10 protein-coding genes and 3 pseudogenes are annotated in these 14,229 nt (G+C 51.1%); 2 read left to right on the top strand and 11 right to left on the bottom strand.

Annotated features, from left to right (window positions below; translation table 11 throughout):
- Positions 1-125: 125 nt before the first annotated feature.
- The 9 genes from J9889_RS17285 to J9889_RS17245 all read right to left on the bottom strand — a co-directional run bounded on the left by J9889_RS17285 (position 126) and on the right by J9889_RS17245 (position 11,145).
- Entirely contained in the window at positions 126-479 is a 354-nt protein-coding gene (locus J9889_RS17285) for a hypothetical protein (protein ID WP_210557491.1), read from the bottom strand.
- On the bottom strand, positions 476-1,042 hold the full coding sequence (locus J9889_RS17280) for a hypothetical protein (RefSeq protein WP_210557489.1): 567 nt from the start codon (positions 1,040-1,042) through the stop codon (positions 476-478). Before J9889_RS17280 ends, J9889_RS17285 begins: the two co-directional genes overlap by 4 nt.
- A gap of 98 nt (positions 1,043-1,140) precedes the next feature.
- Entirely contained in the window at positions 1,141-1,314 is a 174-nt protein-coding gene (locus tag J9889_RS17275; RefSeq protein ID WP_210557487.1) for a hypothetical protein, read from the bottom strand.
- 2 nt (positions 1,315-1,316) lie between these two features.
- Positions 1,317-3,272 carry a BREX-1 system adenine-specific DNA-methyltransferase PglX gene (gene pglX, locus J9889_RS17270; protein ID WP_210557485.1) on the bottom strand — a complete coding sequence of 652 codons (1,956 nt, stop codon included), beginning with the start codon at positions 3,270-3,272 and terminating at the stop codon, positions 1,317-1,319.
- A 73-nt stretch (positions 3,273-3,345) separates the two neighbouring features.
- Positions 3,346-4,512 carry a hypothetical protein gene (locus J9889_RS17265; RefSeq protein ID WP_210557483.1) on the bottom strand — a complete coding sequence of 389 codons (1,167 nt, stop codon included), beginning with the start codon at positions 4,510-4,512 and terminating at the stop codon, positions 3,346-3,348.
- Positions 4,509-6,188, bottom strand: a complete 1,680-nt coding sequence (locus J9889_RS17260; protein WP_210557481.1) for a hypothetical protein — start codon at positions 6,186-6,188, stop codon at positions 4,509-4,511. Before J9889_RS17260 ends, J9889_RS17265 begins: the two co-directional genes overlap by 4 nt.
- A gap of 23 nt (positions 6,189-6,211) precedes the next feature.
- Positions 6,212-9,868 carry a BREX system P-loop protein BrxC gene (gene brxC / locus J9889_RS17255; protein ID WP_210557479.1) on the bottom strand — a complete coding sequence of 1,219 codons (3,657 nt, stop codon included), beginning with the start codon at positions 9,866-9,868 and terminating at the stop codon, positions 6,212-6,214.
- Positions 9,869-9,934: 66 nt separating this feature from the next.
- Positions 9,935-10,549 carry a DUF1788 domain-containing protein gene (locus J9889_RS17250; RefSeq protein WP_210557477.1) on the bottom strand — a complete coding sequence of 205 codons (615 nt, stop codon included), beginning with the start codon at positions 10,547-10,549 and terminating at the stop codon, positions 9,935-9,937.
- Positions 10,546-11,145, bottom strand: a complete 600-nt coding sequence (locus J9889_RS17245; protein ID WP_210557475.1) for a DUF1819 family protein — start codon at positions 11,143-11,145, stop codon at positions 10,546-10,548. The genes J9889_RS17250 and J9889_RS17245 overlap by 4 nt, the downstream gene beginning before the upstream one ends.
- A gap of 303 nt (positions 11,146-11,448) precedes the next feature.
- On the opposite strand from J9889_RS17245, the pseudogene J9889_RS17240 reads away from it, so the two are divergent.
- Positions 11,449-11,972: pseudogene (locus tag J9889_RS17240) on the top strand (transposase); the annotation flags it as partial.
- A 15-nt stretch (positions 11,973-11,987) separates the two neighbouring features.
- Here the strand turns inward: J9889_RS17240 and J9889_RS17235 are convergent.
- Positions 11,988-12,206, bottom strand: a pseudogene (locus J9889_RS17235) (transposase); the annotation flags it as partial.
- 338 nt (positions 12,207-12,544) lie between these two features.
- Positions 12,545-13,570 (bottom strand): IS110 family transposase, encoded by a 1,026-nt coding sequence (locus J9889_RS17230; RefSeq protein WP_108540987.1) that lies wholly within the window; start codon positions 13,568-13,570, stop codon positions 12,545-12,547.
- Between the two features lie 95 nt (positions 13,571-13,665).
- On the opposite strand from J9889_RS17230, the pseudogene J9889_RS17225 reads away from it, so the two are divergent.
- A pseudogene (locus J9889_RS17225) lies at positions 13,666-13,941 on the top strand (permease); the annotation flags it as partial.
- Positions 13,942-14,229 lie beyond the last annotated feature (288 nt).

Raw genomic sequence — 14,229 nt, 5'->3', positions numbered from 1 at the left:
AGTGCCATAGTCCTTGAGAAACTCAAACAGGCTGTAGCCTTTCTGGAATTGGATTTTGCTTTTGGCCATGATCTCGCACCTCGATAACTGTACGTAAGATCAGTATAGTTCGTGGTAACTGACTGCTAATCATGGGTAATCAGGTAGTGATTTCTCGCATTATCATCCCATGCAACAACCTCTAAAACATTACCATACCATTTTCTATATTCACCACCTCTTGGATGTAAGCGCCACTTTGATTCAAAACCAATAAACGGTGATGAAACCTCCCAATGATTTCTTATAAATCGCTCATTATCGCCCGTCTTCACTGAGCCTTGAGAATAAACATAATCTCCGACAACATCGTGACCAAAAAGCCCCAACACTTCATCTGCAACCCAATATGCAATAGGACTTCCTGGGATCTTTTTAAAATCTGCCGCCGAAGCACGGTAAAAATACTTAGCCATCTCTTTATTATCTTGCTGGCTCATTGGGCCACCTCTTTATTCAAATTGTGTTGGGCGTCTTGCTCAAGGGGCGTAGGCTTGACAGCCGTTTTTAAGTTTTTTGCCGCTTCGACAAATCGCCAGAAATCAGTTTTTTTTATGCAGCAGAAAAATCGCAGGCTGACTTTGGCAACTTCACCTTTCTTAGGCCTACTGGCATATACGTGTTCAATTTGATACCAAATTTGCCCCTGCTTTATTCGGCGAATATGAGCATGGGCAGCAGCATTGCGCAGCTGAGTGAAGATGCTTTTTAGCAGATTACCCTCGCTGTTATAAACGCAGATTATATTCGACCCCCTCAGTTGTCTGCTTTGCTGGAGGCTGGACTTAACCGCTTCACACTGCATCAGCGTTCTGAGTTCATCCAAGGTTTTCGCCGAGTGAATCTCTAAATTAAGCTCTTGTTTCAGCTTGCGATAACCTTTACTGCTGGCTGACAGTGGCAGGTGCTTCAGACCTTCGTTGATCTCATAGTAGAGCACCAATTTTTCATAAAAATCAGCCAGCTCGGCACGGTCAAATTTTTGTGGATTGGAATTAGGCATTTTGCTTTACCTCTCTCCAGGCTCGGCTATTTGGTCAACAAACTGTTGACCAAATACAAACTTGGACGATAAGGCAAAGAGGCTATGAGTCATACTGTTTACCCTTGTTGCGCCAGCGCGGCTTTAAACATCGCGGCCTTTTCGGCTTCCGAGTTGCCATCCACCAGACGGAAATAGGCGCCCTGATAGCGCGGATGGTGGGCATTGCCCAGCACAAAGGCGGTGGTCGAAACCACTTCGCCGCCGTTCGTCTTTAGAGATGAGTTAGCCATAGTTATTTCCCCATCTGGTTTGCCGCTTGAATAATCTCAAGAGCCCTTGGCCCTTGCTGATCGGCACCACGGAAATCAGATAACCTGACATAGCCACCCTTGAAGTTTGGATTGTGCGCATTTTCAAGCGTAAAGGTACAAATCGGCACAGTTGCTCCATCAAATCCAGAATATTCCAGCTGAATCAATGAAGTAATGGTTTTCTCATTTATGAGGTAATTTCTCAGCGGCTCATAACTAGAGATAAACATCCAGACAAATGGCGTCATAAAACCCAGCTGCCCTCGGGGTTTGGACAAAGCCAGATTCCGCACGATAAATGCCGAAAACAGGTCTTTTTCATACTCCTTGTAATTGGCCTTCAAAAAATCCTTCATGACCGGAATATGAAACTTGCTGCCCATATAAGGCGGGTTGGCAATCACCGCATCGTAACGACGAGCCAGCAGCCGGGCCTGCTCGATAAAGGGCAACAGCGTGTGGGCGGCAGTGCGCTGCATGGCATCGCCTCTACCCTGCCCGTCGGCGAGCAGACGGCTGAGATCGGCGGCCAACTCATCCAGGGCCGAAGCTTGCTCGGCGGGCACCTCAATCAAGGAGCCAAAGGTCTTGGCCTGGCTAAAGCGTTTGGCCAGAACGCGCAGCAGCGCATAACGGGGATCCTTGCTGTCAAGCCCGACCGGCTCCCCGGCAAACAGATCCTGGATTTCCCCCCGGTGCCAGTCGGCGTTGAGGTTCAGTCCTTGCCAGAGCTTGGCGATATCCAGATGACGCGTCTCATGCAGCGCATGGATATTGAGCTGGATACCCCGCCCAAATAGGCGGCGGTCATCCTGCCGGGCGCGCATCATCAGGGCAAAGCCGGCCAGTTGGGCGGCTCGGTCATCGATATCCAGACCGAACAGGTTGTGGGTGAGAATAAGCTCGGGAATATCGCGGCTACGGTAGCCACGCTCTTCATAGATGCGGTAGAGCAGGTTATAGGCCTCGACCAGAATGTGGCCCGATCCGCAGGCTGGATCCAGCACACTGATGCTCTCCGGCGCTATGCTCTCGGGGGTTTGGCGCGCCAGCTCGGCCAGCACCTCGGGAGCCTGTTCACCGGGCGCCACATAGTAGGGCATGCTCTGGGGCAAGGCGGAATCGGGATAGGTCTGCATCCAGTAGCGGCCCACCGAATTCTGCACCAGATACTGCACTATCCAGTTGGGGGTAAAGAGCTGGGTGGCGGCCGGGATATCCTCGGATTTGACCACCTTGCCGATGACTTTATCTTTCTTGTCACTGATATAGAACTGATAGAGCCAGCCGATCACCTCGACCTGTTGCCAGTCCGCTTCCGGGATCTCGTCCACCAGTGGCCGCCAGAAGGCGTCGGTGCGGGTCAATCCGCCCGGCAGCAGCAGTTCGGTTTCATCATCAATGGCTTCGAACAAGAACGGCATCGCCTGATGCAGGCGGTGGCACTGGCCCAGCAGCAACTCGCGCAGCAGCGCCTCCTGCTGATTACCGGCCAGCAGCAGCTCCAGCAAGGCGGGCTTATTCAGTGGCACGCCTTCGCCAAGGAGCGAGTCAATCACCTCCGGCGCCCGATCCAGCGCCTCGAACCCCTGGGGCTGAGTCGGATGGGAGAGCAGACGCACCCCGTGCTCCAGGTAGCTATCGTCGCTTTTGAGCTCCATAAACCGGATGGCACAAAAGCGGTTAAACCAGGTGTAGGCCATCTGCTCTATCAGCTGGGCAAAGCCGAGCTCCGCCACCTTTTGCTGCAGTCGCTGCAGGCTGGGAGCCCACTTCGCCGGATGGGTAAAATTGCCAACTTGCAGCACTTCGCCGCTGATCACCGGCTCAGTACAGCCTTGGGCCGTGATCCCGAATTCAGCCGCCCGGGCGGTAATGGCATTGATAAAGGCAATCCGCGCCTTAGGCGCCACTTTTTTCAGATTGGAGGTGTTCATGGTGCAGATGAGTTCCCAAAATGCTGGCAAAACATGCTGCATCGAGTGAACGATGCAGCATGGCAATACACGATCAGAACAGAGGCAATTGGTAGTAACTGGTGTACGCCAGATAGCCCAATGCAGCAGTCAGTACAGTCAAAGCGCCTGCGACAGTACGCGTGATCACTTTCCAACGTTGCTGCCAATTCAGCTCGCGCTGTACAGACTCTACCTTTAGCGAATCGAATAACTGGTGTAGTGCTTCTACTTGCTGCACATGTTGCTGTGCCTGTTCACCGAGCTGATGTCGTAATTGATGATTATCCGTTTGCAGTGCTTCAAGCCGACTATTTTGTTCCTGCACCTCTTGCATCCAGCCTTGCTGATGCTGTTCCAAGCTGTTCAAAACTTGCGTCTTATCGGCTTGCCAGCGCTGATCATAGCCAGCCTGCTGTTGCTTTTGCTGTTCCAGAGCTTGGGACAAGGTCTCAGCAATGCGCTGCTCCGTCGTCTTCAATGCCTGCTGGAGTTGTTCATCCGTCTGACAAATTTGCTGAAGCGCCTGTTTGATGCGTTGCTCGATCTGTTGCTGATGGGCATCCAGACGGTGCTCTGCTTCGTTTTTAAAGGTGTTGAGCTGCTGGGTTTGGCGACTGACCAGTGCCGATTGCTCGGTGAGGATATTTTGACGGATACCATCTATTTCCTGCATCCGGTTCCCAAAACTCATCATCAATGAGTCTTTGGTTTCTTTTACTTGAATAGCAATTTGTGTAAGTCTTTTCGCATCATCCAGGGTCAATCCCCTTAGTTCAACAAAATCTTTTACCAGCTTTTCAAGTTTATTATTCTGTTCTTCTAGATTGAGCTGTTGATTTTTCAACTGCTCATCATTTTCAGCTAATTTAGCAGTCTGTTCTTTAATAGCTCGCTGCTGCTCAGCCAGAGCAGTCTGCTGTTGGTAAAGCTGTTGCGACTGAACAACTGATATAACCATGAGCTGACCAAGTTTTTTTGAAAAACTGGCCTGCAACTCAGCCGCATCGAGTTGCGCATCTTCCAACTCATCATTATTCCACCAACGACTAACGACGTTTCGATCTTCATGGCGAGCCCGAGCAGCTTTTAAATCATCAAGTTTCTTATAGTCATCCGAAAAACCTTTCAATAAGTTTTTCATATCTACTTTATTCAGGATTTCTTGAGGAATTGAAACCTGAGACATCGATTGGACAACGTGATTAAGCTCCGTACTCATTTATTATTCTCCATCGGCTCATCAAAACTATTCATCAGCATGTCTAATTCACCCCGCTGATTGCGGTATTGTTCAACTCTGGTTTCCAAATTTTTAATCGTTGTAGCACGACTTTCCAGCATACGGTTGCCGCTATCTACGGTTTGATAGGAGTGATCCAGGGCAAGATGCAGATTATCACCAATCACCCCATATTCCGCGGCAATCAGCTGATACTGAGCGGAGCATTTATATTGCGATTCAATCCAGGTTGCCATCTGATGAAGATTGTTTTTCATCTCATCCAGATGCGCCTCTTGCGCCTGTAGCAGTTCAGTACCGGTTGAAGAGAGCCAATCAAAAAAGCGATCTATTCCGTAGATAACTAAAGCGGTTGTTACACCGGTAAGAATGCCGGTCACGGCCAGCGCAATAACATCCGCCATCGGCAACAAGATGGGGATCGACATGATGAAGCCTTTGATAGACTCTTCAAACAACATACCCAGGCCCATGGTGACAATACCGGCAAAAATCTTGGTTACCTGCCGGCATACTTCGCTAAATGGTTGATCTTTTGGTGGGTTGACCAGAAGTTTCAAGGCATCCCATAAGCCTTTCATCCCTTCACGAATGATGGTGACCACTTTAGCGGAAGTTGTAATTACCGAGTTGATGATGAACGTCAGCAGATTACTGATGAATCCTTGCACCCCACCTTGCAAAGCCGATTGCAAGGCATCTTTGAGCTTTGAAATCACACGCTCCGCAACTCGTTTAAAGGCCGCAATTAACCGTTCAATCAAGGACTCGTCATTGGGATTAGACATCAGTTGCTTAAGTTCAATAAACGAACCGTTGACAAATTCATAAAGCAACACACCGAGGGCCTGACGTAATGCGTTTTTACCCGCCTCTTTGGCACCAGTAATAGCGAGTTCAGAGCCTTGTTTCTTTATTTGAGCAACAAGTATATCTCGCTCAATTTTATCTTTTGCTTCATGGTATTTTTTTTCAAGCAACTGCTGATCAACCCCAAAAGACTCTGCATTCGTCTTTCCAGGATCTGCTCTTCTTTGGGCTTTAGCCCATTCAAGCTTGTCACGATCATTCATTGACTGATTAATTGACCCTTCAGAAACAGCAAGGTTTGCATCCTGATTTGCTAAACCAAACCGTTGATCCTCATCCATAAACAGATGCGTTCTACTCTGACGCTCAATTTCGGCAACAGAAACCACGTGATCAATATGGGTGTCTTTATCCCGACCAACGGTCTTCCCTGTATAATCACTAACCGGATCCTTCGTATTACGATACTGACCCTTATTCGGGCCAGAGTCCTCTTTAGACAAACCCATTTCTTTTCTTTTTTCTTTTAAATAATCTTTTGTTCTCTTCCTATCTATTTCTTTTTCTTGACTGTCGATATATTTATTGAGTCGTTCTTGATCTGCGGCAGTAGCTATAGGCGCTGGCTTGGTATTACTGGGATCCTTAGCCTCTTCAACCGCCTGATTGAAATTATGCAATGTAGTAACATTCCCCCCTCGCTTGTCCTCGAACATTGCGGGGGTCAATCCAAAAGGCCCAATAACTTGTTGTAACACCTGCTGCTGACAGCTGTTTAATAGTTCCTGCAGCCTCTGTTCGCGAAGCTGACTCTTGGTCATCGTCTGTTGTTGGTAGTTATTCATCCGTGCTCCCTCTTATTATTTCCCTACTTAATACGAACCCGCTTGCCCTGACCGACGGCCTGTTGTAGCCGCGCGCGAAGTTTAGCCAGATAGTGTTCGATATCCTGTTCGGATTCGATAAAAGCGCCTGCGACATCGAACAGATCGGTTGGCGATACGATTTCGATGGGTTTGGGCTTAGGTTTGGGCTGTGCCGCCGGAGCGGGGGCCGGTCCAGCTGCGGGTACCGACTCATTGATCTGCCCACCGGTTTGCGTGGTCGTCGACGACGGTGCCACCTTGGATTTACTCTGCTCTTCTAGCAGCCGGATATAGTCATTGATCAGCGCAATGGCGTTATCTTCTGCATCGGCCGCCTCCTGTTGCAGACTGACCATTTCATGCAACGAATGCGTGGCCGCCAAACGTTCTTTGAGCACCACAAAGGGTCGCAGCGCCTGATTCTTACGCTCTGCAGGCAACTCGGCGAGCTCCAGCTCAACACCGGTTTGCAGCTCATTGATTGCGATCAGCACCTCGGCACGTTTGGCATCCAGTAGCTGCTGGTTGATGACCCTTAGCTGATCAACCAGACCACCGACCTCGCGCAAGCGAGCGTATGGGCGCGGATCCCGATAGATAGCCTCCAGAGCGTTTAGCGCCGCTTGTGCGCTGGCATCCTGCGCCAGCGCATGGCGATTGCTCTTGAATTGCTCGGTTAAGGCCCGACGCAGCTGTTGCCAGGTCTCGAACTGACGGGTGAAGAACTCTTCGACCTCTTCAAAATCCTCGGCGAAATCCTGCAGCTCATGACTATTTTTCTGCAGCGTTTCCAGCAAGTTGAAACTGTTAGTGCGTTGCTCCAGCAGCTCAGCCACCAAACGCACACCGGTGGCGCAGACATCGCTTCCCGGACATGGGCCAGACTTGGCTTTGTACTCAAAATCGCGCAGCAGCTGTTGCCAGTTTTCCAGCGCAGTGATCAGTTGCCCTGCCAGCACCTTTTCACTGCTATCAAAGTTTTTCTGGAATAGCTCCTTGGCCAATTTGGCGGCCTTAACCACCTGCTGTTCGCTATGTTGCCTCACCCGGCGAATGCGCAACTGGCTGTGACTGCGCACCGACGTGAACTGCTCATAGCTACGCTTGAGTGGCAAGTCGCCATTGGGCGTTGATAACGCAGCCTTACCTTGCAGCACCAGATGGGCAAGCTGCAACATCACCTCATCCGGATTCCAGCCAAACGGTCGGGCTCCGAATCGTTCCAGCAACTCTTTGAGATAAACCGGCTTGTTGGTTTCGTCTGCCACATTCAAGAACAGCTCAATCTCCTGCTTGGCAGCAACATTCGGATCTTGGTCACCCAAGCCAAGGTTAAGCTGCGCCAGATCGTCGGCCATCACCACGGCCTTGAGCTCTTGCTGAGGAGAAGAGCCAGTGCTCTTGAGCAGGGTCAGCTTTTGAAACGAATTCACGATGACATAGCTAAAGGCATCATCGACCATGCTGCCGACGCTGGCTGATTTCACATCCAACAGGTTGCCAAGAGCATAAATCTCGGACTGCTTGACCAGCTCATCAAACATGACGCGCAAGCGCTTGCTGCGCCCGGAGTTTTCGATCGCCTTCTCGGTCAGCAGCTTCTCCTGCTCGGGGCGTTGACCACGAATGCTGCTGAGGAATTTCTCGGTCTTGAGCCAGGTATCGAATTCATCCCACACCCGTTTATCACTTGGTAGCCGCAGCAGAACACAGCCTTGCCCTTCCAGGCTCAGAGCCTTGCAGGCGTTGTCGTTATAGCCTTCGAAATTGACATCCAGCGGAGAGATGACCTTGAGCACCAGGTCAGTTTGCAAACTGCCGTCGATGGGATGGCCATTACAGAAACGGCTCAAGGGGTAATCCTTGCGGTTTACCGGATAACGGTACAACCGGCGATTGCCGAGGATCTCCTCGAAGATCAGCTTGGCAAGTTGACGGTTCTCCTCAGTCGCCTCGACCTGGGTGTGCTTGATCTCCTGCTCTATCTCTTTTTCTTCGTTGGTCAGGAACACGTACTGATCGCCATTGCGGGTGATCAGTAACTGATTCTCCAGGCGATTGAGGCTCGCTTCGATCTTGCTGCGCAGCGCCACCTTGTCGGTATCAATCTCCTCGATGGAAAGCGTGACCAAGTTGTCGAGAGTGGACTTGACCAGATCGACATATCGAATCAAGAACAGGGTTTTGAGAATGTTAACGTCGTAAGGATCCAGAATTTTCTTCTCGGCGGCCTGTTCGAAAATCCGTTTGACGTTGGTATCGAGGAAGGACTCGATTGCCGGGTAAAACGCATGGAATGGCACCAGGACGCCCAGGGGCTTGTCGATATTCTGCCGGGCGGCATTCTGGAAAGCATCCAGCAATGAACGCTCACCGCGCGAGAGGTGTTTACCGGTCGCCCCCACCTTGCGGATCGCCTCAAAGACCTTTTGCACCAGCAGGTACTGGTACGGAATAAAGGGATAGTGGTCGACAAACTCGACGTTGTCGGTGTAGTTGGCCAGCTCGGCGGTGGTACTGGCATCGAATGCCAATTGGTTGCGCAGTATGTCGCCCTTGTGCACAAAGAGTTGGGCCAGCTCATTTTTGGCCAGCTCGTTCTTTTCCAGCAGACGCTTCTGGATCACTTCGTTCGTATTGGAGGAAGAGAGTGAGATCCGGGTATAGAATCGCCCCTGGATCTTGGAGAAATCCTGTCCTTTCTTGGCACTCAGATCACCCAATACCGCATCGATATCCTCTTGCGAAGTGACGATCACCCAGGCTCGTCCACCACAACTGGTACCCAGATTTTCGGTGATGGTCTGGAGCTTCAGCATCATCTGAGTGTTGTTACCGATGAACTGGCCGACTTCATCAACCAGGAACACGATGCGCTTGTCGCCACATCGATCCAGATACTCGCGCACCCATTTGCAGAAATTGGCAATGTCGAGGGTAAACATCGACTCCAGATTTTCCATGCTCTGCAACGAAGAGGCCTCGGACTGCCCGGTGGCATAAGCCCAGGCTTGAGCCATTTCATCGCGGCAGAAACCATAGGCATCGCGTTCATCCTGCCAGGACGCCCCCTTGAGCTCGGCAAACTTCGCCTGAAAGGCCTGGTATTGACCACGGGTATCCAGTTCGCGCTCCAGATGGGCTATATGAGGGTGATCGGCGCTGTAGCCGAGTCGCTCGTTGAACACGCGCAAGAAGACTTTGAGGATCGCATCTTCTTTGTCTTCGGTATCGGCTCGACTGTCGATGTTGAAGAGGATCACCTCCGTGCTGCGATTAACCGCCGCGTGGATATCGCTGAAGAGCAGGCTGTCATCCAGTTTGTTACGGAAAAAATCGATGGCGGCGCACGTTTGACCATTTGAGCTTGCTTGGCAATTACCCAGCAGGTAGGAGAGGATCTTGATGAAGTGTGACTTACCCGAGCCGAAGTAACCGGAAACCCAGATGCCAATGCGGCCAGCAAAAGAGGGATCATCCGGAGCAGTGATTGCAGGAAGATAGGTTTCAAAGAAGTGGCGGAAATGACGGTTCAACTCTCGCGTAACTACATACTCATCAAGCTCTGACCAGATACTCTGTTCATCCAATTGTTCGGCCTTCACGACCCCGTTAATATTCCGATCCAATGGTTTGGTAAACAGCTCACGTATCTGCATTGTCATATCCCGATTATTATCTTCCATTAACGACTTATTCTTGCCACTTGGCATCCATTGCCTGGACTAACTCCGACTCTCGAACTTCCGTTTTTGCGGAACCAACTGGAATGCCCGGTAGTAGTTAGCCGGAGCCACTTCGGCGGTATCCAAATCAAAGGGGTAAAGTTCCAAACCGTTATAACGCCCCGGGTAGAACAGCACCAAGGGGGTTTCCCCCATGTGGGCATGCAAGGCATTCAATAAGCTATGGCCCCGCAGTAGTGGCCAGCACTGACCGAGCCCGGAGAGCAATACAAACTCTTGCGCCGACGGATCCATCTTTTTCACCAGATGTTGTGCTACCCGCCCCTGCTCCAACGGCCCCTTTAACGCCTTGGCCAGCTCATCAATGCCCTTCTTTTTCTCGAGCTCAAACGCCTTGTCCAGCAGCTTTCGCTCTTGAAGCATCGCCAGCATCTCATCAAACAGGTTGAGATGAACAAAGCGGCGCCCTAGTTTTGCCATGCGGCCGACCAATAGCGCCAGATAGTCACGAACCATCAATTCAAATTGCGGCGGGTAATCGAAGATGTAGAAACCAATCTCGTTGCCCAAGCCCCGGTTGTTGAGAAAGTCATCGTTATCCAGGCGTTCCCGAATCGCATCGAGACGCTCAGCCAACTCCTGCTGAGTATTCATCGTGCTGCCTCCATCGCCTCATAGGCTTTGGGACAATTCAGGCGATTGGCCCATTCACGGATCTCGGGAAGGAGATAAACAGCCTTCAGACGCTTGCTTCGGGCAGACTCCAGGTAACCGACATCGGCTAAAATTTTAAAAATGTTCGAACCCATTTTTTGTATCGAGCTCGGAGAAAAACGCTCCAACCCGGTAATGACCCGTTGGCGCGACGCAAAAAACTCGGGCCAATCCTCACTGCGTATCGCCTCGCGGTACATCCGCCTCGCATCGGCCACTTCGGTTGCCATGAAATCGATCAGCACCGGTGATTGGCACATGACTGCCAACATCAGCATCTGCCGAGCCAAATCATCGGGAGCAGTTAGCAATTGGGACCAAAACGCATCCTGCATGGGCTCCAAACGCTTTCTTAATGTTGAAGCCATGCGTTTAACGCTATGAATGGAACTCTTCTGCAAAAGATTGCCTTCTACAATCTCTCGCTCCCACGCTTCATCATCCGGATGCTGCAGCAACAACTGAGCGATAAGCCGACTCTCGCGGAGCATTATGCTGCCACCGATAATGTCACCCAGATATGCTTTTGCCATCATGTTGCTCTAACACCTTTTAATAAACACTGAGTCTAATCATACGCTAAACCGTGTTACATCCGTAGTTCAGAGCGTTTATTCAGTTGAAAAATATCAATATTCGTCAGCGATAGACGATAATTTGTTCACCCTATCTCTCAAGAAATGAGTAGATTTACGTAGCTCTTTCTACCCTTTTGTTAGCAGCAAAGTTGACATCGAAACCTTCACTATCATATGTAATCTGTCCCCCGGTGTCAGAATAGTTGTCGCCTAATCTGAATAATCTAAATGTGAAGACCGGGGGCGGATAAAGAGTGTCGAATGGCTCGTTATTCAAGTGAGCGCAAGGCTGCTTTGCTCAAGAAGCTGCTGCCGCCCATCAATATGTCGGTGGCCGAGTTGGCTCGGCAGGAAAACATCAGCGAGGTCACTCTGTATAATTGGCGCAAACACGCCAAAGACGGAGGGTCTCCTGTGCCCGGGGACAACAAACTGACCGATGAATGGCCCGCCGAGGCCAAGTTCGCCGTCGTGCTGGAAACCGCTGCGCTTTCCGAGATTGAACTCAGTGAGTACTGCCGCCGTAAGGGTCTCTATCCCGAGCAAGTCCAGCAATGGCGCCAAGCCTGTATTCTGGGCCAGCAATCCGCTCGTACCTTACAACAGGCGGAGAAGGCACAGGCCAAAGCGGACAAGAAGCGTATCCGGCAACTGGAGCAAGAGCTGCGGCGCAAAGACAAGGCCCTGGCCGAGGCGGCAGCTCTGCTGATATTGCAAAAAAAGCTCGATGCCTACTGGAGCAACGTCGACGAGGACAACTGACCTCGTTGCCAGAGCGGCAGCAATACGTTGCATGGTGGCAAGGCACGCAGCGGTAGCTTGAATACCGCCTTGAGCATCAGCGCGGTTTCAATGGCAGAGTCGCTGTAATGGAAGCCTCGCCCCCGGCGGCCATGATGGGTTTGGCAATGCCACTGCTGGATGGCTTGCTCATCCATCCAGACGGTCAACGAACCACGTTGCACCAAGGCTTGGTTGTACTGTTTCCAGTTGCTGATCTTGTGCTTGGACTTGCCCATCTGGCGCTCCCGGTGGTGAACCTAAGAGATCAGATCACCAAACTGCGGGATAGTTCCCTGATTTGAGCATAGATGGTCGCCCCCGTTTGCCAAGCGAAATATGTTGTGGTGGCTTTACTCAGGTCATCGATTGCAGCCATAGATCCGGACTGTACTGAGGTAATAAAACGCCTCTGTCCCTGATGGAATCCGCTGATGGAGGCCTCAATCAACAACGCGCTCTTTCAAGAGCCTTGCCTAAACCGGGTTTTCCCCATCACGGTCTGACCTGTTTTGCCATCACTTCATGCTTGCCTGGGCAATCGGTGGTGTTATCCCTCTCTTGCTGACCCCGAATATTAAGCGTTCATCACTGGCGCGCAGTATTCCTGGTCTTTGGCCAATAAGGCCCACACTATCCGTGCATTCTTATTAGCCAATGCTACCGAGGCAATGTTGTTATTCCGGCGCTCCAATAGCCTACTGGCCCAACCCGATACGGTATCCTGTTTACGTTTGACAGACTGTAAGACTGCCCTGGCGCCATGGATAAGCAAGGTCCTCAAATAGGTATCTCCGCGTTTGCTTATCCCAAGCAGCACTTGTTTGCCTCCACTGGAATGTTGGCGTGGCACTAAACCAAGCCAGGCCGCAAGTTGTCTGCCATTCTCGAAATTGTTGGCGTTGCCGATGGTCGCAATTAACGCACTGGCGGTGATGGGGCCGATACCCGGGATCTTACCAATACGCTGGCATAGCGCGTTTTGCTGATGGCACTGCTCTATCTGTTTATCGAGCGTCGACACGACATCAAACAAATACTCAATATGTTTCTGTAGCAAACTCAGTTGAACACGAAACAGGCTGGGTAACTGGTTCTCTGCGTCCTCCAGGATCTCAGGTAACCGTCGTAGTAGTTGGTGGATCCCGATAGGCATGACAATGCCAAATTCAGCTAATAATCCCCTGATTTGATTAGCTTGTGCAGTCCGCTGCTTGATGAATCCCTGGCGGCTCCGATGAAGTGCCAGAACGGCTTGCTGTTCAGGACTTTTGATAGGCACAAACCGCATATTGGGTCGAGTGACGGCTTCGCAGATAGCTTCTGCATCAGCAGCATCATGCTTGTTGGTTTTGACATAGGGTTTGACGAACTGGGGAGCCATCAGTTTGACGGTATGTCCCAGCCCTTGCAGCTTATTGGCCCAGAAGTGCGCAGACGCACAGGCCTCCATGCCGATCAAGCAGGGTGGAATATCGGCAAAAAAGGAGGCTATTTGTGAACGCTTGAGTTGCTTGTTGAACAACCGCTTACCGTGCTCGTCCACCCCGTGAACCTGGAATACCTCTTTTGCCAAATCTATGCCGATTGTCGTAGCCTTCATGGTGGTCGCCTCTCTCATCAGTGGGAACGTACATTCGCCACTTTGGCACTTCAGATGCCGTTTTGGGTAGGGGCGACCATCCCATTAACAACGCCGCTTACGCCACCGCACCGGCCCTGATGTACGTCGGTCTTCTGATGCTGGGCAACGTCACCAAGCTGGACTTCAGCGATTCGGTCGATGCCCTCGCCGGCATGCTGTGCGCCGTCTTCATCGTACTGACCTGCAATATAGTCACCGGTATCATGCTGGGCTTCGTGGCACTGGTCGTTGGCCGCATCTTCGCTGCCGAGTGGAAGAAGCTGAACATCGGCACCGTCATCATCGCCCTGGCGCTGGTGATCTTCTATGCCGGTGGCTGGGCCATCTAACTCGTCCGTTTATTCCGGTTATAGTGAAGGGCCCCGCGGGGCCCTTTTTCATGGCTGTGAGACCGCTCATGTACAGGATCTTTAGCTACAACCAATTGAAATAGATAGAAAAAAGGCTTCGTTTGTGATCTGATTTAATCGCAAAAAAAACCGACACGCCCGAAGCCATGACTATTATCAATGCAACCCAGTACCTCAAGCAACTTCTTAGCTCTTCTGAACTCAACCGGATCGGTAAATTTACCGGTTTTTGTCAGCGACTCCGGGATATCCAGCCTGCGAGACTAC

Source organism: Aeromonas sp. PrichA-15 (assembly GCF_017939245.1).
Classification (GTDB): Bacteria; Pseudomonadota; Gammaproteobacteria; order Enterobacterales; family Aeromonadaceae; genus Aeromonas; species Aeromonas caviae.
Note: the sequence above shows the minus strand (reverse complement) of the source record. Positions and strands in the feature narration are given on the sequence as shown.

What these genes read in the sequence shown, in the direction of transcription:
- J9889_RS17285 (WP_210557491.1), bottom strand. Translation starts at nt 479, where the DNA reads ATGAGCCAGCAAGATAATAAAGAGATGGCTAAGTATTTTTACCGTGCT.
- J9889_RS17280 (WP_210557489.1), bottom strand. Translation starts at nt 1,042, where the DNA reads ATGCCTAATTCCAATCCACAAAAATTTGACCGTGCCGAGCTGGCTGAT.
- J9889_RS17275 (WP_210557487.1), bottom strand. Translation starts at nt 1,314, where the DNA reads ATGGCTAACTCATCTCTAAAGACGAACGGCGGCGAAGTGGTTTCGACC.
- pglX (WP_210557485.1), bottom strand. Translation starts at nt 3,272, where the DNA reads ATGAACACCTCCAATCTGAAAAAAGTGGCGCCTAAGGCGCGGATTGCC.
- J9889_RS17265 (WP_210557483.1), bottom strand. Translation starts at nt 4,512, where the DNA reads ATGAGTACGGAGCTTAATCACGTTGTCCAATCGATGTCTCAGGTTTCA.
- J9889_RS17260 (WP_210557481.1), bottom strand. Translation starts at nt 6,188, where the DNA reads ATGAATAACTACCAACAACAGACGATGACCAAGAGTCAGCTTCGCGAA.
- brxC (WP_210557479.1), bottom strand. Translation starts at nt 9,868, where the DNA reads ATGCAGATACGTGAGCTGTTTACCAAACCATTGGATCGGAATATTAAC.
- J9889_RS17250 (WP_210557477.1), bottom strand. Translation starts at nt 10,549, where the DNA reads ATGAATACTCAGCAGGAGTTGGCTGAGCGTCTCGATGCGATTCGGGAA.
- J9889_RS17245 (WP_210557475.1), bottom strand. Translation starts at nt 11,145, where the DNA reads ATGATGGCAAAAGCATATCTGGGTGACATTATCGGTGGCAGCATAATG.
- J9889_RS17230 (WP_108540987.1), bottom strand. Translation starts at nt 13,570, where the DNA reads ATGAAGGCTACGACAATCGGCATAGATTTGGCAAAAGAGGTATTCCAG.